Origin of the sequence: Microbacterium sp. Leaf151 (assembly GCF_001424225.1) — a bacterium.
Taxonomy (GTDB): domain Bacteria; phylum Actinomycetota; class Actinomycetes; order Actinomycetales; family Microbacteriaceae; genus Microbacterium.
On record NZ_LMOR01000004.1, the window covers coordinates 1,098,274 to 1,121,374 of the forward strand.

At 71.9% G+C, this 23,101-nt stretch carries 22 protein-coding genes; 15 read left to right on the plus strand and 7 right to left on the minus strand.

Going from position 1 to position 23,101, the window contains the following annotated elements; all coding sequences use genetic code 11:
• Nucleotides 1-26 precede the first annotated feature (26 nt).
• Complete coding sequence (locus ASF76_RS15790) at nucleotides 27-596, minus strand: nucleotidyltransferase family protein (protein WP_055960265.1); 570 nt, start codon at nucleotides 594-596, stop codon at nucleotides 27-29.
• A 51-nt stretch (nucleotides 597-647) separates the two neighbouring features.
• Here ASF76_RS15790 and ASF76_RS15795 point away from each other — a divergent pair, with 51 nt between their 5' ends.
• The 4 genes from ASF76_RS15795 to ASF76_RS15810 are packed head-to-tail and all read left to right on the plus strand — an operon-like array spanning nucleotide 648 to nucleotide 4,520.
• Nucleotides 648-1,637 carry an XdhC family protein gene (locus tag ASF76_RS15795; RefSeq protein WP_055959707.1) on the plus strand — a complete coding sequence of 330 codons (990 nt, stop codon included), beginning with the start codon at nucleotides 648-650 and terminating at the stop codon, nucleotides 1,635-1,637.
• Nucleotides 1,634-2,947 (plus strand): amidohydrolase family protein, encoded by a 1,314-nt coding sequence (locus tag ASF76_RS15800; protein ID WP_055960269.1) that lies wholly within the window; start codon nucleotides 1,634-1,636, stop codon nucleotides 2,945-2,947. Before ASF76_RS15795 ends, ASF76_RS15800 begins: the two co-directional genes overlap by 4 nt.
• Nucleotides 2,944-3,576: a helix-turn-helix domain-containing protein gene (locus tag ASF76_RS15805; protein WP_055959709.1), complete on the plus strand. Its 633-nt coding sequence runs from the start codon at nucleotides 2,944-2,946 to the stop codon at nucleotides 3,574-3,576. Before ASF76_RS15800 ends, ASF76_RS15805 begins: the two co-directional genes overlap by 4 nt.
• Nucleotides 3,573-4,520: a PDR/VanB family oxidoreductase gene (locus tag ASF76_RS15810; protein ID WP_055959711.1), complete on the plus strand. Its 948-nt coding sequence runs from the start codon at nucleotides 3,573-3,575 to the stop codon at nucleotides 4,518-4,520. The genes ASF76_RS15805 and ASF76_RS15810 overlap by 4 nt, the downstream gene beginning before the upstream one ends.
• 81 nt (nucleotides 4,521-4,601) lie before the next feature.
• Here the strand turns inward: ASF76_RS15810 and ASF76_RS15815 are convergent, their stop codons facing one another.
• Both ASF76_RS15815 and ASF76_RS15820 read right to left on the minus strand, forming a co-directional pair.
• Nucleotides 4,602-5,621 carry a glycosyltransferase gene (locus tag ASF76_RS15815; protein WP_055959713.1) on the minus strand — a complete coding sequence of 340 codons (1,020 nt, stop codon included), beginning with the start codon at nucleotides 5,619-5,621 and terminating at the stop codon, nucleotides 4,602-4,604.
• A gap of 3 nt (nucleotides 5,622-5,624) precedes the next feature.
• Entirely contained in the window at nucleotides 5,625-6,851 is a 1,227-nt protein-coding gene (locus ASF76_RS15820) for a glycosyltransferase (RefSeq protein ID WP_162240829.1), read from the minus strand.
• A 251-nt stretch (nucleotides 6,852-7,102) separates the two neighbouring features.
• Between ASF76_RS15820 and ASF76_RS15825 the strand changes: the two genes are divergently transcribed.
• The 8 genes from ASF76_RS15825 (at nucleotide 7,103) to ASF76_RS15860 (ending at nucleotide 16,457) form a co-directional block, all read left to right on the plus strand.
• Nucleotides 7,103-8,290, plus strand: coding sequence for a glycosyltransferase (locus tag ASF76_RS15825; RefSeq protein WP_156459284.1), 1,188 nt, complete (start codon nucleotides 7,103-7,105; stop codon nucleotides 8,288-8,290).
• 245 nt (nucleotides 8,291-8,535) lie between these two features.
• Nucleotides 8,536-9,804: an amidohydrolase family protein gene (locus ASF76_RS15830; RefSeq protein WP_055959719.1), complete on the plus strand. Its 1,269-nt coding sequence runs from the start codon at nucleotides 8,536-8,538 to the stop codon at nucleotides 9,802-9,804.
• A gap of 29 nt (nucleotides 9,805-9,833) precedes the next feature.
• Nucleotides 9,834-10,610, plus strand: coding sequence for an ABC transporter ATP-binding protein (locus ASF76_RS15835; protein WP_055959721.1), 777 nt, complete (start codon nucleotides 9,834-9,836; stop codon nucleotides 10,608-10,610).
• Nucleotides 10,607-11,497: an ABC transporter permease gene (locus ASF76_RS15840; protein WP_055959723.1), complete on the plus strand. Its 891-nt coding sequence runs from the start codon at nucleotides 10,607-10,609 to the stop codon at nucleotides 11,495-11,497. The genes ASF76_RS15835 and ASF76_RS15840 overlap by 4 nt, the downstream gene beginning before the upstream one ends.
• Nucleotides 11,498-11,604: 107 nt before the next feature.
• Nucleotides 11,605-12,780, plus strand: a complete 1,176-nt coding sequence (locus ASF76_RS15845; RefSeq protein WP_055959726.1) for a hypothetical protein — start codon at nucleotides 11,605-11,607, stop codon at nucleotides 12,778-12,780.
• Between the two features lie 221 nt (nucleotides 12,781-13,001).
• Nucleotides 13,002-14,333, plus strand: a complete 1,332-nt coding sequence (locus ASF76_RS15850; RefSeq protein ID WP_055959728.1) for an FAD-binding oxidoreductase — start codon at nucleotides 13,002-13,004, stop codon at nucleotides 14,331-14,333.
• Nucleotides 14,330-15,109 (plus strand): creatininase family protein, encoded by a 780-nt coding sequence (locus tag ASF76_RS15855; RefSeq protein WP_055959730.1) that lies wholly within the window; start codon nucleotides 14,330-14,332, stop codon nucleotides 15,107-15,109. The genes ASF76_RS15850 and ASF76_RS15855 overlap by 4 nt, the downstream gene beginning before the upstream one ends.
• A 124-nt stretch (nucleotides 15,110-15,233) precedes the next feature.
• Nucleotides 15,234-16,457, plus strand: coding sequence for an MFS transporter (locus ASF76_RS15860; RefSeq protein WP_055959732.1), 1,224 nt, complete (start codon nucleotides 15,234-15,236; stop codon nucleotides 16,455-16,457).
• A gap of 109 nt (nucleotides 16,458-16,566) precedes the next feature.
• On the opposite strand, the gene ASF76_RS15865 is transcribed toward ASF76_RS15860, so the two are convergent.
• Nucleotides 16,567-17,361 carry an alpha/beta fold hydrolase gene (locus ASF76_RS15865; protein ID WP_082485143.1) on the minus strand — a complete coding sequence of 265 codons (795 nt, stop codon included), beginning with the start codon at nucleotides 17,359-17,361 and terminating at the stop codon, nucleotides 16,567-16,569.
• Nucleotides 17,362-17,654: 293 nt separating this feature from the next.
• On the opposite strand from ASF76_RS15865, the gene ASF76_RS15870 reads away from it, so the two are divergent.
• A complete protein-coding gene (locus ASF76_RS15870) occupies nucleotides 17,655-17,954 on the plus strand; it encodes a putative quinol monooxygenase (protein ID WP_055959734.1) in 300 nt (99 codons plus the stop codon).
• A 179-nt stretch (nucleotides 17,955-18,133) separates the two neighbouring features.
• Here the strand turns inward: ASF76_RS15870 and ASF76_RS15875 are convergent, their stop codons facing one another.
• Nucleotides 18,134-19,510, minus strand: coding sequence for an amidohydrolase family protein (locus ASF76_RS15875; protein WP_055959736.1), 1,377 nt, complete (start codon nucleotides 19,508-19,510; stop codon nucleotides 18,134-18,136).
• A gap of 149 nt (nucleotides 19,511-19,659) precedes the next feature.
• The gene (locus ASF76_RS15880; protein ID WP_055959738.1) at nucleotides 19,660-20,610 is read right to left on the minus strand and encodes an alpha/beta hydrolase; all 951 of its coding nucleotides are present in this window, start codon (nucleotides 20,608-20,610) and stop codon (nucleotides 19,660-19,662) included.
• 166 nt (nucleotides 20,611-20,776) lie between these two features.
• On the opposite strand from ASF76_RS15880, the gene ASF76_RS15885 reads away from it, so the two are divergent.
• Both ASF76_RS15885 and ASF76_RS15890 read left to right on the plus strand, forming a co-directional pair.
• Nucleotides 20,777-21,262 (plus strand): pyridoxamine 5'-phosphate oxidase family protein, encoded by a 486-nt coding sequence (locus tag ASF76_RS15885; protein ID WP_162240830.1) that lies wholly within the window; start codon nucleotides 20,777-20,779, stop codon nucleotides 21,260-21,262.
• Between the two features lie 160 nt (nucleotides 21,263-21,422).
• Nucleotides 21,423-22,130, plus strand: a complete 708-nt coding sequence (locus tag ASF76_RS15890; protein WP_055959743.1) for an SDR family NAD(P)-dependent oxidoreductase — start codon at nucleotides 21,423-21,425, stop codon at nucleotides 22,128-22,130.
• Between the two features lie 80 nt (nucleotides 22,131-22,210).
• Here ASF76_RS15890 and ASF76_RS15895 read toward each other — a convergent pair whose 3' ends face one another.
• Nucleotides 22,211-22,921, minus strand: coding sequence for a TetR/AcrR family transcriptional regulator C-terminal domain-containing protein (locus ASF76_RS15895; RefSeq protein WP_055959745.1), 711 nt, complete (start codon nucleotides 22,919-22,921; stop codon nucleotides 22,211-22,213).
• Nucleotides 22,922-23,101 lie beyond the last annotated feature (180 nt).

A 23,101-nucleotide genomic window follows, 5' to 3' on the forward strand; every position in this document is an offset into this window, starting at 1 on the left:
TCATTCGCGGATCACCGCGACCGTGACTAGCTCTCGTCGCGATCGGCTCCCGACCACAGATCGCCGCACTCGACGGCATCCGCCCCCTGGGCGATGAGGTAGGGCCGCGCACCGACATCGCCGCGCACCGATGCCGCGACGGCGCTCCAGTGCTCCCGCCCGACGAGCACCGGATGCCCGGGAGACCCCCCGTACGCGGCGTAGGCGAGAGCGTCCGGAGCGGACCGTCGGACCAGACGAGCGACCGACGAGCCCGTGGCATCCGGGGTGTCGACCGGCAGGATCACGATCGACGGAGCAGAACCGGATGCCGCGACCGTGAGGCCCGCGCGCACGGAGGCCGAGACGCCCGTCTGCCAGTCCGCCACGCGGACGACGGTCACTCCTGCGGGGAGGAGGGGCAGCGCTTCATCGGCGGAGGCGCCGAGCGTCACGAGGATCTGCCCGCATCCGCCCGCGCGCAGGGTCTGGACCGCGAGCGCGATCCACGGGGTGCCGGCGGGCGTGCGGGCGAGCGCCTTGGGACCGCCGAAGCGGCGACCCGCACCCGCGGCCAGCACGAGCCCGCCGGGGGGAGCGGAGGGGGCGGCCGGCATGGTGACGACAGCGTAGCGCGCGCGAAACACACCCCGACTACGGTCGTAGACATGCTCGATCTGGCCGCCGACCTGGTGCCGCTGCTCGAGGCGGGCGTACCCGTCGCGGCGGTGACGGTGACCGGTGTGGTGCGCAGCGCTCCGCGCGGCGTCGGGGCCACACTCGCCGTCACACGGGACGCGCGGGTGATCGGGTCGATTTCGGGCGGGTGCGTCGAAAGCGACGCCGTCATGCTCGGACTCGACGCTCTGCGTACCGGCCGGGTGCGCCGCGCGCGCTTCGGATTCACCGACGACGGCACCGTGACGCCGATCTCCGCGGGGCTCGCGTGCGGCGGCGCGGTCGACGTGGTCGCCTACCGCATCGACGCCGCCGCGGCGCTTCCGGCGCTGATGGCCGCGCGTGCGGGCGCGGAGGCGACGCTGCACCTCGACCTCGAGGGCGATGTACTCGACCTGCACCGCCCGGCGGCTCCGCGTCTGGTCATCCTCGGCGCCGGAGAGCACGCGGCGGCCCTGTGCCGCCTGGGCTCCGCGGCCGGGTTCGCGGTGACGGTCTGCGACGACTGGGCCCTCCTGGTGACACGGGACCGTTTTCCCGACGCCGTCGAGGTCGTCGTCGCCGCCCCGCACGAGTTCCTCGAGCGGTTCCCCTCGCCCGACGCCCGCACAGCCGTGTGCGTGCTGACCCACGACGAGCGCCTCGACGTGCCCGCGCTGCGCACGGCGCTGCGCCTGCCGGTCGGTTTCGTCGGCGCGATGGGCGCGCGCGCCACCGTCGCGCGCCGCGCGACACTGCTGCGAGCGGCAGGGGTGAGCGACGCCGAACTGTCGCGACTGCACTCGCCGCTCGGCCTCGACCTGGGCGGTGCGACCGCCGAGGAGACGGCCCTGTCGGTGATCGCCGAGATCGTGGCATCCCGCAACGACGCCGACGCCCGCCCGCTCCGCGAGGTGCGCGGGCCCCGACTGCACGGCTCCGCGGGGCACGCCGCCACCCCGGGCGACGCGACGCTCTCGTGCGCGGTGAGGACGGCGTGAGCGTTCTCGTCGTGCGCGGCGCCCTGGCCGTCGTCGAAGACACCGGCCGCGTGCGCACCGGCGACGTCGTCTGCGTCGACGGGACGATCGTCGAGAGCATCGACCTCGCGGGGGTGGACCGCGCGGGGGCGACGGAAGTGGATGCCACGGGGTGCGTCGTCACCGCCGGGCTCGTCAACGCGCACCACCACCTGCTTCAGACGGCGTTCCGCACCCTTCCGGGCACCCGCGGCATCCCGATGCGGGAGTGGCTGCCCGCGATGGCCTCGGCGTACACCTCAGCCGGTGTCGACCCGGAGCTCACCGGCCTCGCCGCCCGCGCCGGCCTCGCCGAGGCGTTGTTGAGCGGGGTGACCACGGTCGCCGATCACCACCTCACCTGGCCCAGCGGTGCGGACACCGTCGGCATGGCCCGGGCCGCGGCGGAGGCGGCAGCAGGGCTCGGTGCGCGCCTGGTGTTCGTGCGCGGCGCCGCACGCGACGATCCCCAGGAGGCGGCCGCCTCGGCCGACGCCATCGTGCGCGCGCTCCTGCCCGGAGTCCACGGCGGCGTCTCCGCCGACGGGATGCTGCAGGTCGCGGTCGGGCCCGCGGGGGTGCACAGTGATCCCCGCGAGACGTTCGCGCTGTTGGGCGAGGTGGCCGCGATGCACGGCCTGCGCCGACGCACACAGGCGAACGAGGTCGTCGATGTCGGCATCGCCCTCGAGCGCTACGGCTCCCGCCCCATCGACCTGCTCGACGAGTGGGGGTGGCTCGCCCCCGACGTCACCCTCGCCCACCTGTGCGCCGTCAGCGACGACGAGATCGCCCGCCTCGCGGCATCCGGTGTCACCGCGACCCACGCCCCCGGCTGCGACGTACCGATGGGGTGGGGTGTCGCGCCCGTCCGGCGCCTCCTCGACGCGGGACTCGCCGTCGGCCTGGGGACGAGCGGAGGCGGCAGCAACGACGCGGGACATCTGCTGGCCGATGCGCGCCTCGCGATGCAGGTCTCCGCCCTCGTCGGGCCGCAGCTGCCGGCATCCGAGGTGCTCGGCACGGCGACCGCCGGCTCCGCCGAGGGCCTCGGCCGACCCGAACTCGGACGACTGACCCCCGGTTCGGCCGCCGACCTGTGCGTCTGGGACGTCTCGGGGGTCGCCGACGCGGGGGTAGCCGACCCGGTCGCGGGGCTCCTGTGGGCCTCCCCCGGGCGCCGCCCGCGCACGGTCGTCGTCGGCGGACGTGTCGTCGTCGACGAGGGCCGACTCACCACCGCCGACGAGCATGACATCGTCGCCCAGCTGTTCGAGAGAGTGCGACGATGACCACCATGGCCCCCGCGATCGACGTCGACGACGCTCCCACCGGCGACGAACTGCTCGGCGCGCACCTGCGGGGCCTCCGCAAGGCGCGCGGTCTGACCCTCACCCAGCTCGCCGAGGCGGCGACGCTGTCGCACCCGTTCCTGAGCCAGCTCGAGCGGGGCCTCGCGCGCCCCAGCATGGCGAGCCTGGAACGTCTGGCCCGGGCGCTCGGCACGAGTCGCGTCGAGCTCATCGCGGCATCCGAACCCCCGCGCACCGATCAGGACGCGCAGCCATCGTTCGTCGCCGCCGACGAGGGCGTCATCGGCCCCTACGCCGAGGGCACGGCGCGCCTGCTCGCCACCGGTGCGCGGCGCTTCGAGCCGCTCGAGTTCACCGGCTCGAACTCCGCGCCGGGCGACCACTACGTGCACGAGGAAGATGAGTTCCTCACCGTGCTCGAGGGGTCGATCGTCATCTCGTTCGGGGTCTACGGCGAGCGCACCCTGCACGTCGGCGACTCGGTCTACTGCCGTTCGGGCACGCCGCACCGATGGCACTCGCCCGACGGCGCGACCTATCGCCTGCTCATCGTGAAAGACCTGGTGAACGGCGGCGGCGCCGACGATCAGGCGGGGGTCGGGGCGTGAGCGGCGGCGTGACGTTCGACGTCGTCGTGCGCGCGCGACGGGATGCCGCCGACGGCATCGTCCTGCTCGACCTCGAGCGCACCGCCGGCACGCTGCCGCACTGGTCGCCGGGCGCGCACATCGACGTCGTGCTGCCCGGCGGTCTCGAGCGGCAGTACTCGCTGTGCGGATCCGTCGCCGAGCGGGGCACGTGGCGGATCGGCGTGCTGCGCGAGCGCGAGGGGTCGGTGTGGCTGCACGAGAACGCCGTCGAGGGGGCGTCGCTGCGCGTGCGCGGGCCCGCCAACCACTTCCTGTTCGCGCCCACGGCCGGCCGGTCGTACGTCTTCGTCGCGGGGGGCATCGGCATCACTCCGATCCTGCCGATGATCGAGGCCGCCGAGGCAGCGGGGGCGGCGTGGACGCTGCTGTACGCCGGACGTTCGCGCCGGACGATGGCCTTCGCCGACGACCTCGCCGAGCGGTACGGCGAGCGGGTCGAGGTGTACGCCGCCGACGAGGGACGCCGCCTGGATCTGGCCGCCCGCTTCGCCGCGCCGGTCGCGCGCACCGTCGTCTACTCGTGCGGACCGGCGCGTCTGCTCGAGGCGCTGGAGGATGCCATGGCCGCCTGGCCGGGCGGGAGCCTGCACGTGGAGCGGTTCGAGGCGAAGGTGCTCGGACCGCCGGTGTGGACGGAGCCGTTCGAGGTCGACCTGATGCTGTCGGGGGTGACCGTCACCGTCCCGCCCGAGCGCTCGGTGCTCGACGTGATCGAGGAGGCGGGGGCGATCGTGCCCTCCAGCTGCCGGGTCGGCACGTGCGGCACGTGCGAGGTGGCCATCGTCGACGGCGAGGTGGAGCACCGCGACTCGGTGCTGTCGCCCGAGGAGCAGGCGGCGAACCGCACGATGATGGTGTGCGTCTCGCGGGCCGCGTGCGATCGGATCACGCTGGAGCTGTGAACGACCGGGCCGCACGATCGACTTCTCGAGCGGAGGATCGTGACGAAATCGCCCGCCAGTTCACCCTCGCGCCCCTGGCTCTCACCCGGAGAGCTCGACGCGTCGTCCGAGCCGTCCCGCCCACGCGTCGGCGGCCGCAGCGCGGAGCACGCGCAGCTTCGACGGACGCCGCGTGATCACCGTGCACAGCAGACACAGCGCCCAGAAAAGACCCGCGTTCACCCCTCGCGCCACGCTGCGACGCCGTCCCGTCCGTAGCTCCCTGTGGATCCGGTTGCGGATCGAGTAGTAGAGCAGGGCGTCATTCGTCGACCGGAACATCGCCAGGACCTCGAAGCCGGGCGGCATCCACCGTTGTCCGCGGGGATCGACCACGATCGCGTCGCGGGAGAGACGTATGCGGCCGCCGGCGCGCACGATCCGAGACGTGTACTCGAGATCGTCTCCATAGAGGACCAGGTCTGCGTCGGGCAGTCCGATCCGCCGCAGCACGTCGAGGCGCACGAGCAGCCCGCCGTACGGCGCGTAGGAGAGATCCGCCCCCGTCTCCCCCATCCGAGGACGCCTCAGCCCGATGCGCTCGAGCGCGCGGCGGGCGAACAGCGCGAGTTCGACGCCGGCGAACGACCGATCCTCGCGCGGATGCTCACGGGCCTGCTCGACGCGCCGGGCCTCAGCGACATCGTCCGGTTCGGCGCTGGGGGCGCGCGTCGGTGCCACGGCGCACAGATCGTCGCCCGCGGCGCGCAGGGCCCCGTCCTCCTCCAGCAGGATCGACAGAGCGTCGCCCTGCGGCAGGTTGTCGTCATCGAGCAGCCAGACGTAGTCGGCATCCGACTCCAGGGCGCGGGCGATCGCGAAACCGAACGCCGGCGCGGACCCCTCGTTGCGCCCCAACCGGTGGTAGCGCACGAGCGGCTCGTGTGCCCGGGCGTACTCCCGCAGATCCCGCTGCGCGGCGGCGACCGAGCCGTTGTCCACCACGACGACCGCCGTCACGCCGGCGGCACGCATCGCCTCCACGGTCGCGAGGCACGAGGCCGCGCGTGAGCCGTAGGTGACGGTGGCGCCGATGACGCGAGGAGGGGAGGAAGCAGCCACGGTTCACCTTTCGACAGGGGCGTTGAAGGGGCCGTAGATGCCGGCCAGGGTGAGCAGGAAACGGTCGGCGGAGAACTCCTCGACGGCGATGCGCCGAACGGCTTCCGCCTGGAGGCGGGCGGCCGGCAGGTCGTCGAGGGCAGCGCTCACGGCCTCGGCCAGGGCGGCCGCGTCGTCCGCGATCGCGAACACCGAGAGGGTGTCGTCGACGATCCCCTCGACCCCGATGGTCGTCGACACGATCGGAATCCCCCGCACCATGGCATCCACGGTCTTGAACTTCACACCGGCGCCCGCGCGGAGGGGGATCAACGCCACGGCGGCACCGGCGTAATACGGCTCGAGCGACTCCACCCGGCCGGTCACGAGGAGGGTTCCGGGGCGGCCTTCGGCCTCGTCGCGCATCTCGACGGTGGGGTGGGCGCCCGCGAAGACGAATCGGGCGTCCGGATGCCGGCGCTGGACGCGCGGCGCGATCTCGCGCATGATCCACAGCGCCGCGTCGGCGTTGACCGAGCGGTCGAAGGCTCCGACGAAGAGGATCGACCCGCGGAGGGGAGGGGATACCGCGGGCGCGGGGAGCGCCTCCGCCAGCGGCGGTCGCACGACGCGCACCTCCGCCGACCGGGACGCCCGCTGCACGATGGCGGCATCCTTCCCGCTGAACACCAGCACCGTGTCCGCCTCGGCGTACACCCGGCGCTCGTCGCGGCGCACGGTCGTCAGACGACAGCGCGCCACCAGCGCTCGGGGATGCCAGCGACCCGCGCTCGCCCCGAGGAAGCGCTCGGCACTCTGGAGCAGCACATCGTGTGCGAACACGACCCGACGCGCCCGCGTCGTGACCCCGCGGCCGAGCCACCCCATCTCGGTCCACTGGAACTCGACCACGTCGGCGGTGAAGAAGAGGGCGTGCAGCTCGGCGGACGAGGCGAACGCCTTTCGCAGCCGCCGCACCGGACGGACGGGGAAGAAACGCTGCTGCTGCCGATCGAGGACGGCGACGACCCGGCGGAACCCCCGGGGCGGCGCGGGGATGTCGACGAGGACGCTCGCGAACTCCGCCACGGTCAGCGCCGCCGCCGCGCGGTTGTCGGCCGTGGCGGGAGCGACGACCGTGATCTCGTGCCCCAGTGCTCGAAGAGCGCGCAGGTGCCGGAGGAAGTACTGTCCGCCGGCGTGCGGAATCGCCTCGAACGGGACGACCGGGGCGACGCTGACGATCTGCACGTGCATCCTTCCCGTCGACGTGCGATGAGCGGCGACGAACTCACACTCTGCGGGTGACGTCGGCATGTGGCGGGCTGAGCTCGCACGACGCGGACCGGGTGAACGCCATCGCGCACGGGGCCCACCGAGGGGTGAGCCCACCGTCCGACCGGGGCGGCGGGGCGGGGCTCCGTCAGGCGATCGCCCGGACGCACACGGGCGAGCCCGTAGTGTTCGGCCCGGCCGGACGCCCACCCGAGAAGGGACCCGCGGTGGACATCACCCACGTGCAGAGCAGCTTCATCGCCCCGTTGGGGGGCGCTGAATCGTACGTGCTGGCCCTCGCGACGGAGCAGGCACGCCGGGGTGACGACGTCGAGATCGTCACGGCGTGGACCGACCCGCTCACGGTGGAACGGGCGAATCGGGCCGGCGTCCGAGTGCGCACCGTCCGTGTGCGCCGGCCCTATCGCCCCGATCAGCACGGCGGCGGACCCGCCGCCAAGATCCTCTTCCACTCCCTCGACCTGATCGGCGCCCTCGCCCCCACGCCGCTCGTGCTCGACGTGCAGAAACCCGGTCGACTGGTCCACGTTCACCGGTTCCAGGGTCTCGGCGGCCAGGTGCTGCGTGCGCGACTCTCACCCGTGGTCCACACGGCGCACGACTACTGTCTCGTCGACACGACGTCGACGACCATCCGCGACGGTCTCGAGCCCGACGACCTCGGCGACGTTCAGCGGCTCCGGGCCCGAGCGATCTGGAGGGCCGCGCGTCACGCCAGCATCCTGGTGTTCCCGAGCGAGCGCACACTGGCGCGCCACCGAGTCCTGGGGATGCCACGCGACGGTGTCGAGCAAAGGGTCGTCCCGCACGGGTGGCCGGCCCCGGCCGCCGCGTCGCCTCCCGTCGATCCGTCGGTGCGCCCGCGCTTCGTCTTCCTCGGCAAGCTCCAGGCGGCGAAGGGCGTCTCGCTCCTCCTGCGGGCGTGGGCGTTGCTCGGTGTCGACGCCGAACTCGTCATCGCCGGCGACGGTCCGGAGCGGCCGGCGGTGGAACACGCGGCCGCTGCCGGCCTGGTCACGTACGCCGGGTGGGTCGACGGGGATGCCAAGGCCGCGCTGATCGCGTCAGCCACCGCGCTCGTCTTCCCGTCGCTCTGGCCCGAGACCTTCGGCCTCGTCATCGCCGAAAGCCTCCTCATGGGCCGTCCGGTGGTTGCGACCCCGCAGGCGGCTGGATCGTTCGTGCGCGACGGCGAGAACGGTCTCGTGTCGGCGGATGCGACCGCGGAGGCCCTCGCCGGTGCGCTCCGGCGCATCGCCCGCGACGCGTCCCTTCGCGCGCGACTGGCGCGCGGGGCCGCCGCCAGCGCGACCGCACTCGACTTCGGATCCCACGTCGACCGCGTCACCACGGTGTACGCCGACGCCCGGGAGATCTTCGCGCGACGTCGCTGAGCGCGCGCCGAACGCGACACCCACGGGCGCGAGTGCGGGGCGCTCCGCGCGCGCGGAAGGGCACCTGTCCGACAACTTTGTCACGAGGGTCACGCGCGAGAAATACGGCGGAAACGCGCGGTTCCTAGCATCGGACCATCGCCGGATGTTGGTCACACCAACACTGACGCAGCCGCCCAGGCGGCTCGCCCCGTCGCCGTGGCGCTCATCTCGACTCTCGTCATCCCGATTCACCGGAGGCCCTCGTGTCCGCCGTTCCACCCGTCTCGATCGCCGCCCTGCGGGGTGTGCGCCTCGCCTCCGGCGACCTCGTCGACATCGCGCTCGACGGCGACGAGGTGCTGGCGGTCGTTCCCGCGGGCAGCCCCCTCCCCGAGACCGACGGGGCGACCCTCGACCTGACCGGGTATCTCGTCACCGCCGCGGGCGCCGAACCCCACGCGCACCTCGACAAGTCGCAATCGTGGGATGCCATCCAGCCGCCGTTCGGCGACCTCGAACGCGCCATCGACAGTTGGCACGCCTACGCCATGACCCTCGACGAGGACGACACGCTCGCTCGCGCCCGCTCCACGGCTCGGCGGATGCTGGCATCCGGGATCACCGCGGTGCGCACGCACGTCGACCTGCTGCGCGGGGACGACGCGCTCACGGGCGTCCGCGCCCTCGTGCGCCTGCGCGCCGAGCTCGCCGGGCTCATGGACATCGAGCTGGTCGCCCTCGGCGGCCCGACCGTGCCCGACGAGGTGTTCGAGGCGGCCCTCGACGCGGGCGTCGACCTCGTCGGCGGCGCCCCGCACCTCGCCGACGACCCGATCGCCGACCTCGAGCGCCTCATCGCACTGGCTCGCCGTCGCGACGTCGGGCTCGACCTGCACACCGACGAGAGCCTCGCGGGCTTCGACACCCTCGCCGCCTACGCCACCGCCGTCACGGGCTGGCACCGCCCCCGCACCGCGGGCCACTGCGTGCGGCTGAGCATGATGGCCGAGGCCGAACTCGACGTGCTCGCCGACGGCATCCGCACCGCCGACATCGGCATCATCGCGCTGCCGATCACGAACCTCTACCTGCAGGGGTGGGGCGTCGATCGCGCGATCCCCCGCGGCATCGCACCGATCGGCCGCCTCAAGGCCGCCGGTGTCCGCGTCGCCGCCGGTGCCGACAACGTGCGCGACCCGTTCAACCCCGTCGGGCGCTGCGACCACCTCGAGACCGCCTCGCTCCTCGTCAGCGCCGGACACCTCGCCCCCGCCGACGCGATGGATGCCGTGACCATCGGCGCCCGCGATGTGATGGGCCTCGCGGTCGCCGGTCCCACGGCCGGAGCCCGAGCCGACCTCGTCGCCATCAAGGCGGACTCGCTCGGCGAGGCCGTCGCCTTCGCCAGTGCCGACCGCGTCGTGATCCACCGTGGCCGACTCGTCAGCCGCACGACCGTCTCGACCGAGACCGCGGCATCCGTCGCCCTCCCCGTCCCCACCCGCTCCGCCGCACCCGCGACGGCGTCGTAACCCGCCCCCAACGGAAAGTGAGCGCCCCCGTGACCTTGGCCTCTCCCGCCCCGGTATCCGTCGCGGATCCCACCGCGCCGATCCTGGACTTCCGCAACGTCGCCCTGACGTTCCCCAACGGCACCACCGCCCTCTCCGGCGTCGACCTCACCGTGAACCGCGGCGAATTCGTCAGCGTCGTCGGCCCCTCCGGTTGCGGAAAATCGACCCTGTTGCGCATCGCATCGGGGCTCGAGACCGCGACCGAGGGCGTCGCCACCGTCAACACCGACCGCATCGGCTACGTCTTCCAGGACGCCACGCTCCTGCCCTGGCGCGACGTGCAGTCGAACGTCGAACTGCTCGCCGAACTCAACTGGCAGCCCAAGCGCGTCCGCACCCCGAAGGCGCAGTGGGCCATCGACCTCGTCGGGCTCAACGGCTTCGAGAAGCACCTGCCCAAGCAGATGTCGGGCGGCATGAAGATGCGCGCGTCGCTCGCGCGTTCGCTCACGCTCGACCCCGAACTCTTCCTGTTCGACGAGCCGTTCGGCGCGCTCGACGAGATCACCCGCGAACGCCTGAACGACGAGCTCATCAAGATCTTCGTCGCTCAGAAGTTCGGCGGGCTCTTCATCACCCACTCGGTCTCCGAGGCCATCTACCTCTCCACCAAGGTCGTCGTGATGTCGGGGCGTCCCGGTCACCTCGTCGACACCTTCGAGATCCCCTTCGACATGCCCCGCGACCCCGAGATCCGCTACACGGCCGAGTACGCGAAGCTCGTCGGCGAGGTCTCCCACGCCCTTCGGGAAGGACACTCATGAGCACCACGTCTGCAGAGCCGGTCGTCGCCACGTCGTCCGCGCCCACGGGATCCACTCCCCCGCCCACCACGCCGCGCGCACGTACCGCGACCGCCCGCGGCCGGTTCGGAGCCCGCGCCTTCGCGCTCGGTCCGCCCCTCGCCGTGCTCGTGGTGCTGCTGGGCGGCTGGTACGCCATCTCGATCGGCCTCGCGGCATCGGGCAAGGGCTTCCTCATGCCCATGCCGCACGAGATGTTCACCCTCGGGTTCTTCGACCCGCAGGTAGGTGCCGACATCTGGATCGCGCTGTTCCGCACGACCGGCGTCGCCCTCACGGGCCTGTTCGTGGCCATGGTGCTCGGCATCGGCTGGGCGATCGCGATGTCGCTCGCGCGCTGGGTCGAACGCTCCACCTACGCCTACGCCGTCATGCTGCAGTGCATCCCGATCCTCGCGCTCGTGCCGCTGGTCGGATTCTGGTTCGGCTACGAGTTCCTCGCCCGCGTCATCGTCTGCGTGCTCATCGCCCTCTTCCCCATGGTGTCGAACACGCTGTTCGGCCTGCAGTCGGTCGACAAGTCGCAGCGCGAGCTGTTCCGCCTGCAGAAAGCCAACAAGTGGACCGTGCTCACCAAGCTCACCCTCCCCGCAGCCCTGCCCTCGATCTTCGTCGGCATGCGGACCTCGGCGGGCCTGTCGGTCATCGGCGCGATCGTCGGCGACTACTTCTTCCGTCGCGGTGAGCCCGGCATCGGCTCGCTCATCGCCAACTACCAGTCGCGCCTGCAGAGCGCCGAGCTGTTCGCCGCCATCCTCGCGGCGTGCCTCCTCGGAGTGGCGATCTTCGCCCTCTTCGGCTGGATGTCGAAGGTGGCCGTCGGCCGCTGGTACGACAGCACCCTCTGACCCGCACCACTCCTCTCGGATGCCGCGCACGCACCGCGGCGGCATCCGTCGCACCCGAAAACACCCGCACCCGAGAGCACCACCCCCGTCACAGAAAGCGAACCAGCATGCAGCGCTCCACCCTCGTCCGCGGCACCGCCGTCACCGGCGCCGTCGCGATCGCCCTCACCCTGACCTCCTGCGCCGGCAGCGCCGCGGAGACCGCCCCCACCGCCGACATGGAGATCGGCTCGGTCGACCTGTCGGCCGACTGCCCCGCCACCATCGTCATCCAGACCGACTGGAACCCCGAAGCCGAGCACGGTCACCTCTACGAGATGATCAAGGACGACTACACCATCGACGCCAACACCAAGGCGGTCACCGGTCCCCTGATGTCGGACGGCGAGTTCACCGGCGTCAACCTCGAGCTCCGCGCCGGTGGTCCCGCCATCGGCTTCCAGACCGTCTCGGCGCAGATGTACCAGGACGACGCCATCACCCTCGGCTACATCAGCACCGACGAGGCGATCCAGCTCTCGGACACCACCCCGACCAAGGCCGTCTTCGCCCCTCTCGACATCAGCCCGACGATGGTCATGTGGGACCCGACCACCTACCCCGACGTCAAGAGCGTGGATGACGTCAAGGCCGCCCTCTCGGCCAACGGCGGGGTGTGGCGCTACTTCGACGGCTCGGCGTACATCGAGTACCTCAAGAGCGCCGGGCTGGCCGATGCCTCGATCCTCGACGGCTCGTACGACGGCACCCCGTCGAACTTCGTCGCCGCCGGTGGCAAGGACATGCAGCAGGGCTTCGCCTCGGCCGAGCCCTACGTGTACCAGAACGAAGTCTCGGCGTGGGGCAAGCCCGTCGACTTCGCCCTCATCCACGACGCCGGATGGCAGACCTACCAGTCGTCGGTGTCGGTGAAGGCCGCCGACTTCGAGGAGCTGTCGCCGTGCCTGACGAAGCTCGTGCCTGTGCTGCAGAAGGCCGGCGTCGCTTACTACGCCGACCCGTCGGCGGCCAATGCCCTCATCCTCGACCTCGTCGACCAGTACGCCACCGGTTGGACCTACACGCAGGGCGTCGCCGACTACTCGGTCAAGACGCAGGTCGACCTCGGTCTCGTCGGCAACGGCACGAACTCCACCTACGGCGACTTCGACGACGACCGCTTCGCGGACTTCTTCGACAAGGCGAGCAAGGTGTACACCGACCTCGGCACCCCGCCCGCGGCCGGCTACACCCCGGCCGACCTGTACACGAACGAGTTCGTCGACACCTCGATCTCGTTCTGACGGCTGCGGCCCGGCCCGCTTCGTGCGGGCCGGGCCGTCTCCGGTACCCGGTGGCATCGACAGGCTCCGCCACCTCGGCCTGAACCCAGGTCCCTGAGCTTGTCGAAGGGACCGGCACCCCGTTAAACCCCGGTGGCATCGACAGGCTCAGCCACCTCGGCCGCACCCGCCCCCCGACCCCCGGCATCCATCCCCACCCGTTCCACCCGGAGACACACCCCATGAGCGACACCGCCACCCGCGTCCTCTCCCTCGAAGACGAACTCCTCGACCTGCTCGGCCCCGCCGCCGTCAGCGCCGAACCGCGCGTGCGCGAGCGCGCCAGCGTCGACGGCTCCCCCATGTCGCCGATCATCGCCGCGCAGCTTCCCCTCGGCCTCGCCGACCTCGTCGTCTTCGCCGCGAACGCCGAGCAGATCGCCACGGCCGTGGCCGCGGCATCCCGTCACGGTGTTCCGATCACCGTGCGCGGCAAGGGCACCGGCAATTACGGCCAGGGAATCCCGATGCAGGGCGGTCTCGTCATCGACACCACCCGCGCCAAAGCCATCGTCGAGGTGGGCGACGGCTACATCACCGCCGAAGCCGGCACCCCGATGGTGCTGCTCGAACAGGCGGCGTGGGCCGCGGGCCAGGCGCTGTGGATGTACCCCTCGACCGCGCAGTCGACCATCGGCGGCTTCCTCTCCGGCGGTTCCGGCGGCACCGGCTCCATCGAGCACGGCTCCAACGACCGCGGCTTCGTCGCCGCCCTCGACGTCGTGCACGCCGACGGCAGCGCCGAGATCCACCACTTCGAGGGCGACGAGGCCCAGAAGTACGTGCACAACTACGGCACCGCGGGCGTCATCGTGCGCGCGACGGTACGGCTCGAGCCGCTCCGCGAGTGGCGGGGCCTGTGGGCGAGCTTCCCCGACTTCGCCGGAACCCTCTCGGTGGTGCAGACCATCGGCAACCTCGACCCCGCTCCGCGCCTGGTGTCGGGCGACGGCCCCGAGATCTCGGCATCCCTCCCCGCCGACGAGGCCATCCCGGAGGGTCGGTCGAGCCTGCGCGTCATCCTGGACGCCGGCCAGATCGACACCGTCACCGCGCTCATCGAGGGCGCAGGAGGCCGCGTCGAGGCCGTGCGCGAGGGGCCGCAGGCGAGCATCCGCCTGTCGATGCTGAGCTACAACCACCCCATCGAGTGGTACCAGAAGAGCCAGCCGCACGAGGTGTTCCACCTCGAGGTCGCCGGCGCCCCACTGGCGGACGACATCGAGGCCGTCGAGGCGGTGTTCCCCGGGAGCAAGCTGCACATCGAGTCGACGAGGGCCTTCCCGATCGGCATGCTCGCCGCACCCTACGTCAGCGAAGAAGACGTGTACCGCGGCATCGCCGAGCTCAACGCGATCGGTGTCGGCGTGCACAACCCGCATCAGTGGAACGTCGACTTCAACGTCGAACAGACCGCCGAGACCGCCGCGCTCACCGACCCGAACGGGCTGCTGAACCCCGGCAAGCTCAACCCCGACTACACCGGCGCACGCAAGGGAGCGATCATCTCATGACCCGTCTCCTCGCCGAGCTCAGCGGCCCCGCCGCAGCCGAAGCACTGACCGAGAATTCGATCCTCGTGCTCCCCACGGGTGCGATCGAGCACCACGGTGCGCACCTCCCCCTGGCGACGGATGCGATCGTCGCCGAGGCCTCCGCCACGGCCGCCGTCGCGCGCGCCGCCGCGCAGGGGTTGGACGTCTGGCAGCTGCCGACGCTGTCGATCACGAAGTCCGACGAGCACTCGTGGGCGCCGGGCACGCTGTGGCTGACGCCCGAGACCATGTTGCAGACCGTCGTCGACATCGGCCGCTCGATCCTCACCACCCGCGCGCGGACGCTCGTGTTCCTCAACGGCCACGGCGGCAACGTCGCGCTGCTGAACGTCGCGAACCGGGAGCTGCGCCGCCGGTTCGGTCTGCGCACGTTCTTCATGCCCGCCGCCCGCGTCCCCTCGTTCGACGGCACCGATGGTGGTCCGAACGAGCACGGCACCGGCATCCACGCGGGACACGGCGAGACGAGCATGATCATGCACCTGCGGCCCGAGCTCGTGGACCCCTCGACGTTCGAGGCCACCGTCCCCGCGCACATCGGCGACTTCCGCCACATCGGCTTCAACTCCAAGCCCGTGACCTTCGGATGGCTGTCGAACGATTTCGGCCCGACCGGTGTACTGGGCGACCCGACCGGCGCCAACGCCGCGCACGGCGCGGAGCTGTTCGAGCAGAGCGTGTCGTTCGTCGTCGAGGCGCTCGAGGAGATCAGCCGATTCGACTACACCGCGTGAGTTTCTCGGGGCGCGCACACCACCGGCGAGGTCGGCACCACGACGGCGTATCGGTCGAGGGGCACCCGTTCCGCCTGAGGCGTGCGACCCCTGCACCGGATGCCGAGGTCCCGGCGGTGAGCGCATGAGCGTCGCCGCCGAGACCGGACAGGGCGTCCGTGCGTACGGGCAGGTGCTGCGGCTGCCCGGGGCCCGCAGCTTCGTCGCCGCCGGCATCCTCGCGCGCTTCCCGCGGGCCACCCTCTCGCTCGGCATCATCCTGCTCGTGTCGTCGGCCACGGGGAGTTTCGCCTCGGCGGGCATCGTCGTGGCTCCGCTCGTCGGCGGCATGGCCATCGCCGCTCCGCTGTGGTCGTCGCGCATGGACCGGTACGGCCAGGCTCGCGTCATCCTGGTGTCTCTCGGATGCCTGGTGCTCACGGCATCCGTCCTGCTCGCGCTCGTGCTGTCGGGGGCGCCCTTCTGGACGTGGCTCGTCGCCGCATTCTTCACGGGGGCGGCGACCCCCGACCTCACCTCCGCCGTGCGCGCGCGGTGGACGGTGCTCGCCCCGCCCGCCCAGCGCACCCCGGCGCTCGCGCTGGAGACCATCGGCGATCAGATGGTGTTCATCAGCGGGCCGCCCGCGATCACCGCGGTGGCGGCGGCCCTGGATCCGGCCGTGGCCATGCTCGGCTCGCTCGGGCTCGGGGTTGTCGGCGGCGTCTGGCTCGCCGCCCAGCGGGGCACCGAACCCGCCCGCAGCATCCCGCAGCGTTCGCGCGGCATCGTGCTCCCCCCGCTCGGCGTCGTGCCGATCGCCCTGGCCTGCGTGGCCCTGGGCGGCGTCTTCGGATCGTTCGACGTGAGCCTGGTCGGCTGGGCCGAGGTCGACGGACGCCCCTGGCTCGCGGGTCCCGCCTTCAGCGCCCTGGCCGTGGCGATCGCCATCGGCTCGGTGGTCACCGGCGCCCGCTCGTGGCGACTGTCTCCGGCGGCCCGGTTCATCCTGTTCGCGGCGATCGCGGCGGTCGTCTCGCTCGCCCTGCCCGTCGCCGAGCAGGCCGTCCTCCCGCTGTTCGGGGTGATCCTGCTGCTCGGACTCACGGTGTCGCCGGTGATGGTGTCGGGGATCCTCGTGGCATCCGCCCGCGCGCCCGAAGGACGGGTGACCGAGACGCTGGCCTATCCCACGGCGGCGATGTCGCTCGGCGTCCCGATCGGCGGCGTGATCGCGGGAGCGGCCCTGGACGCCACCGGCCCCGCGGCCGCGCTGACCACCATCGCGGTGTCGCTGGGGCTGGCCGCGATCATCGCCGCGGCGGGCGAAGCGCTGCTGCGCCTGCGGCGGCGGGGCGCGACCGCCTGACCCGATGCCCCGACCGCGGGACGATACCCCCGACGGCGTGCTCCCTTCCCGCCGTCGAGCGTCCACGACCGGCCGCGGCAGCATCGCGCGACCGGAACGCCTTGGAGGGTTATCGAGCGAGTGCCGCGCCGAGGTGCCGGAGGACCGAGACGTGGCCGTCGTCGGGACGCAGGTCGAGCGTCGCGTGCGGGAGGGCGACGGCCAGCATCCGCGCGTGAGCGGGAGGGATCACGCGGTCGCGCTCACCCTGGACGAGGAGGACGGATGACGTGACCTCCGCGAGCTCGAACCCCCAGGGCCGGGTGAAGGCGAGGTCGTCGTCGATGAGCCCGTCGGGTCCGAGCTCCTCCGCCGCGCCGGCGTCTGCTCCGAGTGAAGCCCAGTCGTCCTCGAGCGCTGCGTAGTCGGCATCCACGAATTGCGCCGGGTCGAACCGATCGGTCTCGGCGAAGCGGCGACGGGCGGCTTCGCCCTCCACCGCGGCGCGCAAGCCGCCTGGTGCCTCCATCCCGACGAACCAGTCGTCGTCGCCGGTGAACGGCGCGGGCGAGGCGAACGTGATCACCGCACGGACGAGGTCGGGCATCGCCGCGGCGCAGGCGAGGGCGTGCGGTCCGCCACCGGACGCTCCGACCGAGACGACGGATGCCACGCCCAGCTCGTCGAGCACCGGCTCGATCCCCCCGGCGACGTCGGCGACCGTGCGGCCCGGCATCCGCGGGGAGTCGGCGTAGGCGGGGCGGGCGACCGAGACGACAGCCAGACCGCGGGCGTCCGCCGCATGCTGCACCGGTGGGAGGATCGCCCCGGTCTGCGGTGAACCGTGATGCCACAGCAGCACGTCGCGTCCGGCGATGTCGTCGTGGGACGTGTGGACGCGGAGCCCCGCGATGGTCCTGTGCATGCGCCCTACGCTGGCACGGCCGCCTCGCGAGCGCGAGGGTGCGACCCGAGCCTGGCCGGGCGGGCGGGCGCGGCCGGGTATCGAGTGTCCAGGAAGCCCGGATGACAGAGGCATCCCCTCCGCGTGTTGTGGACACTCGACGGGCCCCGCCCGCCGTCGGCTGACGCCGGGAGGCCGTGGTGTCGTGCGGAGGCGCTCAGCACCTGCCTGTTCACGGCTCACCGACGGGAGTACGTTCAGGTGGGTGGCTGGTCCTTCCGCGGCCGCATTGATCGCAGTGAAGGAGTCCGTCCATGTTGACCAAAGCCCTCTTGGTGCGTCTCGAGGCCCTGCCGGGCAGAGAGTTGGAACTGTCCGACTTCCTCAAGAACGCACGTGCGATCGTGATGGATGAGCCGGGTACCGTCGCCTGGTTCGCCATCCAGTTCGGCCCGTCGACCTTCGGCGTGTACGACGTCTTCCCCGATGACGAAGCACGCGATGCCCACCTCGCCGGGGGTGTCGGCCAAGCTCTCGGGCCGAACACCGGGGTGCTGTTCTCCGAACCGCAGATCGAGAAGATCGATATTCTCGCCGAGAAGGTCCCCGGCTAGCCGCCCTCGCTGCTCGCGATCCCCCCGCGCCGCCCTCCCCCAGCCATCAAGGGGCGGCGAGTTCGGTCGATAAGCCCAACGGGGGCCGCCGGTACGGGCAGCCCGTCAGTGTCGCCTAGCCGAGCGGACCGCGCTGGCACGCGCGGCGCACGGGCGCGTGGGGACGAGGGGGCGGCGGCCTAAAGGATGACGCCGAACTCCTCCGCCAGCGCGGGCAGTTCCTCGTGCAGCACGCGCGAGGCCTCCGTCGCGAGGGGGTTGGTCGAGACGCCGCGGTCGTTGACGAGCTTCCCGCCGACGTACACCTGCTGCAGGTTGCGCAGACCGCAGGCGAGCACGTAGCTGCGCACGGGGTTCCACAGCGGGCCGATGTCGGGGGTGCGCGGGTCGACCACGACGAAGTCGGCGAACTTGCCCACCTCGAGGCTGCCGACGCGGTCGTCGACACCCATGATCTCCGCGCCCCCGAGGGTGTGCAGGCGCAGCACCCGCTCGGGCATCATCGACAGGGGGTCGTGGGTGCGGGCGCGCTGCATGAACATGCCCATGCGCATGTTCTGCCAGGGGTCGGCGACATCGGTGCAGGCCTGGTCGTCGAGTCCCATGCCGACCTTCATGCCCTGATCGAGCATCTCGGGAACGTGGGCGATTCCCGACGCGAGACGCCCGTTCGACGCCGGCTGCCACGACATGCTGGCGCCGCCGGCGGCGGCATCCGCGATGATCTCGGGCGTGGTCTGGATGAAGTGTCCGAACATCATGCCGGGGCGCAGGGCTCCGGCGTTCTTGTACAGCTGGAACTTCGTCTGCTGGTGCTCGATCGCCTCGTACGTCTCGAGGAAGTGCGCCTGGTTGGTGACGCCGAAGCGGTCCATGACGGCGACCTCGATCTCGGCGGCGTCGGGCCGCGTCGACCACTGCACCTGGCCCATGATCGATGCGCCGAGGGCGATGTCGGGGTCCATCGAGAGCACGTGGTCGAGGGACGCCTCGAACCGGGCGAAGATCTCCTCGTCGGTGCCGACGGTGGCATCCAGGGCGATGGAGTCGACGAAGCGGAGTCCCGCGTCATGGCATCCGTCCGCCTGGCGGGTGTGCCATGCGTGGTCGCGGAGCTGCCCGCCCCCGTCGGCGCGCTTGCCCTCGACCATCGGCTCCCACGGCAGGAGCGGGTCGGTGAAGTTGTAGGCCGTCGTCACGCCGTTGGCGAGGAAGTCGAGCGAGCCGTGCAGGGTCGCCCAGTAGATCTGCTCGGGCGAGGCGTTGTTGAGCACGCTGAACATCGAGGTGCACCAGCCGTAGAGCGTCTGGTCGACGCCGAGTCCGCGGGAGCCGCTCGTGAACAGGTGGCTGTGCGACGACACGAAGCCGGGGGCGACGAACTTGCCGTCGACGTCGAGGATCTCGTCGGCGGTGACGCCTGGATCGGGGTCTCCGGCGCCGATCGCGGTGATGCGTCCGTCCTCGACGAGTAGGTACCCGCGCTCGATGTAACCGGGGTCGTCGGTGCCCGCGGGGACCGTGATGAGACGTGCGTTCGTGACCAGGAGCGACATGTTGATGACGGTAACAATGGCGTGTTTCCGCAGTGTTCCGGGTGGGTGGCGGGCTGTTTGCGGGGCTGTTCCTCCCTGTCGAATGTCCGAGAAACGCCGTAGAGCGCACGAGGGGTGCGGCGTGTCTTGGACACTCGACAGGCTCTGACTCAGGAGAACGCCGCGCGCACGGCAGGCGCGATCTGCGCGAGCACCTCGTCGCGCGCGGGCGTCGACGGGAACACCAGGAACAGGTGCGGCACGCCCGCACGCCGCACGAACGTCGTCGCAATCCCGGATGCCGTGAGGCGGCCGGCGTACTCCTCGGCTTCGTCCGAGAGCGGGTCGACGGATGCCGCGACGATCACGGCCGGAGCGGATCCGGCGAGGTCGGTCGCACGGAGCGGCGCGGCTTCCACCGGCGCGGAGCCCCCGGCATCCGGCACGTACAACCCCCAGTACCACTGCATCCCCCGGGCGGTCAGCGGCAGGTTCTCGGTGTGGGCGCGGTAGCTGGGGCGCTCGGGGTCGGGGGCGTCGAGCACGGGGCACAGCAGCACCTGGCACCGGATGCCGGGCGCCCGACCGTCGCGTGAGCGCAGCGCGAGGGACGCCGCGAGGTTGCCGCCCGCGCTGTGCCCGGCGACGCCGAGGAGCGCCGGGTCGACGAGCCCGTCCGCACCGTCGGCGGCGAACCGCAGCGCGCGCTCGAGGTCGTCGAGACCGGCGGGGAAAGGGTGCTCGGGCGCGAGACGGTAGTCGACGCTCAGCACCTGGGTGCCGGTGGTCGCAGCGAGCGCGCGGCACAGGGCGTCGTTGTTGTCGAGGTCGCCGGCGACCCACCCGCCGCCGTGGGCGAAGACGAGCGTCCCGCGGTGTCCGGCGCGCGGACGGTACAGGCGCAGGGCGAGGCCGTCGGCATCCAGGTCGATCGACTCGATCGTCTCGTCGTCGGGACTGCGGATCCACGACGGGTTCGCGCGCAGCACGGCGACGCGAGCGGCGTCGTCGCCCTCGGCATCCGTCGCTCCGGAGGGGATCGTGCCCGTCTGCGCGGCGAGACGCGCGAGGTGCGCGCGCACGGCGGGGTCGGTGATCGCGGGGTGGACGCTGTCGGTCACGGTGCTCCTGGGGTCGGTCGGGCGAGCGCGACCCGCGCGCGCCGGACGGAGGCGAGGCCTCGCCGGGGTATGGGTCGAGGTGAGCGTAACCGCGGGGCGGAGTGGACCGCGGAAGCGTTACGGGGCGGAAACACGCGCGCCGTCTCCACCGGCGAGCATGAGCTCCGTGACCATCCCCAAGCGCCGCGCCGCCGCGATCCTCGCCGCCCAGCACTTCGTCGTGATCGGCACGGCCGACGCCGACGGGCCGTGGACAGCGGCCGCGCAGTACCGTCTCCTCCCCCGCGGGCTGTACGTGGAGTCCGACGTGTCGTCGCGGCACGCGCGCGCGATCGCGGCGTCGGGCGTGGCATCCGGTGTCGTGTACGACTCCTCGGCCGCCGTGGTCGATGCCGACGGGGTGCAGCTGGCGTTCCGCGCGCGGGAGGTGGATGCCGAGGCGTCGGCGATCCGCGACGTGCTGGCCGAACGGCTGCCGCGCGATGCCGGCGACGACGATCCGGCCGCGATTCTTGCGGTGCCGACGAAGCGCCTGTACGCCTTCGAGGTCGTGAGGGCGTTCGTCTTCGACCGCGATGCGTGGCGCACGCGCGGCACAGATGCGCGCCTCGAGGTCGACGTCGACGAGGTGTGGGCGCTGCTCGCGCGCTGACGCGGGTGTCCCCGTCGAGTGTCCGAGCAAGCCGCAGTGAGACGGCACCGGCGACAGGCGCGCACACTTCACGCCGCGGAAACACGGGCGTCTCGAGCCCGTGCGCCGTGCCGCGTACGGTGACGCCGAGGGCGCACCCGACGCCCGCAGAAGGGATGCCATGCCGCAGCGTGTCATCGTCACGGGAGGCTCGGGCGGCATCGGCGCCGCCATCGTCGCCCGGTTCGTCGCCGACGGCGCCCGGGTCGCGGTGCTCGATCGTCGCCCGCCCGCCGAGGGCTCGGCATCCACGTTCATCTCCGTCGACCTGCGCGACCCGCTCGACACCCGTCGTGCCGTCGGGGAAGCGGTGGATGCCCTCGAGGGAGTGGACGTGCTGGTCAATTGCGCGGGCGTGTTCCAGCACGTGCCGCTGCTCGACATCAGCATCGACGACTGGGACCTCGTGCTCGACATCAACGCCCGCGCGACCCTGGTGACCATGCAGGCGGTGGCACCGGTCATGCTGCAGGCGCACGGCGGCGCGATCGTCAACATCGCCAGCATGGCCGCGAAACAGGGCGGCGGAGGAGAGGGCCACTACGCCGCATCGAAGGCAGCGGTCGTCGCGCTCACCCGCGCCGGAGCACAGGAGTGGGGATGCCACGGCGTCACCGTCAACGCCGTCTGCCCCGGCTACGTGCTCACCGACATGGGCGCCGACACCCGGTCGGAGGCCGATGTCGTCGCGTGGAGCGCCAGATCTCCGCTCGGGCGACTCGGGGTGCCGGAAGACGTCGCCGGAGTCACGTACTTCCTCGCCTCACCCGCCGGCGGCTATCTGACCGGACAGGCGATCAACGTCACCGGCGGCATGATCATGCACTGAGCCTCGTCCCCGATGAGCATGAGCTGCGCGGGGCGGAGGGTGCCGCGCGACGGCCTATCGGCGGGGCGAGCAACACCGCGTCACTGCGAGAGCTGGCGATCGAGGCGATCGAGCAGCGCTTCGAGAGACTCCTCGAACTCGTCCTCGGCGTGGTTCTCGCTGAGCATCGCCCGCAGCCGCTGAACGTTCGGCGAACCGGCCAGGCTCGTCGTTCCGTCGCCCTGCGGGATATCCGCCGCCCCTTCGTCGAGGGGCTCATCGGCGGGCGAGGTCTCGCCGCCGCGTACCGCGGACTCGAGCAGCAGATTGCCGAGGAGGAAACTGCTGAACGACCGGTAGGCGCCGACGGCCTGATCGTCGGTGAAGCCGAAGCCGATGAGCGTCGCGAGGAAGATCTCGACGACCTCGATGCTGCGCAGCGGGGGACGCAACCACGGGGCGGCCGGATGCCGGGTCGCGATCAGGGGGAATGCTTTGGGATGCTCCACCGCGATGCGGCGCACCTCGTGCGCGGTGACCTGCAGGAATCGCTGCCACTGGTCCCCGGTGGCTTCCGACAGCGCGTCCGTGAGGCCGCTCATCAGCTGGTCGACGACACCCTCGAGGAGGTCTTCGCGGCCGTTCACGTAGCGGTAGAGCGACATCGCCTCGACGCGCAGCTCTTTGCCGAGGTTGCGCATCGACAAGCCGTTCAGCCCGTTGCGGTCGATGAGCTCCAGCGCCGAGGCCACGATGGACTCGCGCGTGAGCCGGGGGGTGAAGGCCCGGGTCGCGTCGATCGGCTCGTCCATGTCCCTCTCCCTCTCGTGGAGGTTCCATCGTGGGCCCCAGCGCTGAGGGAAGACGGCTGGTTGCGCCGCGCTGCCGCGATGCGGTACTCGCGGACGGCACCGACCGGGAGGCCGGTCAACGGCGAAGAGCGGGTCCGGAGACACCCCGATGAGCCCCCGGACCCTGCCTGTCACCGCCCC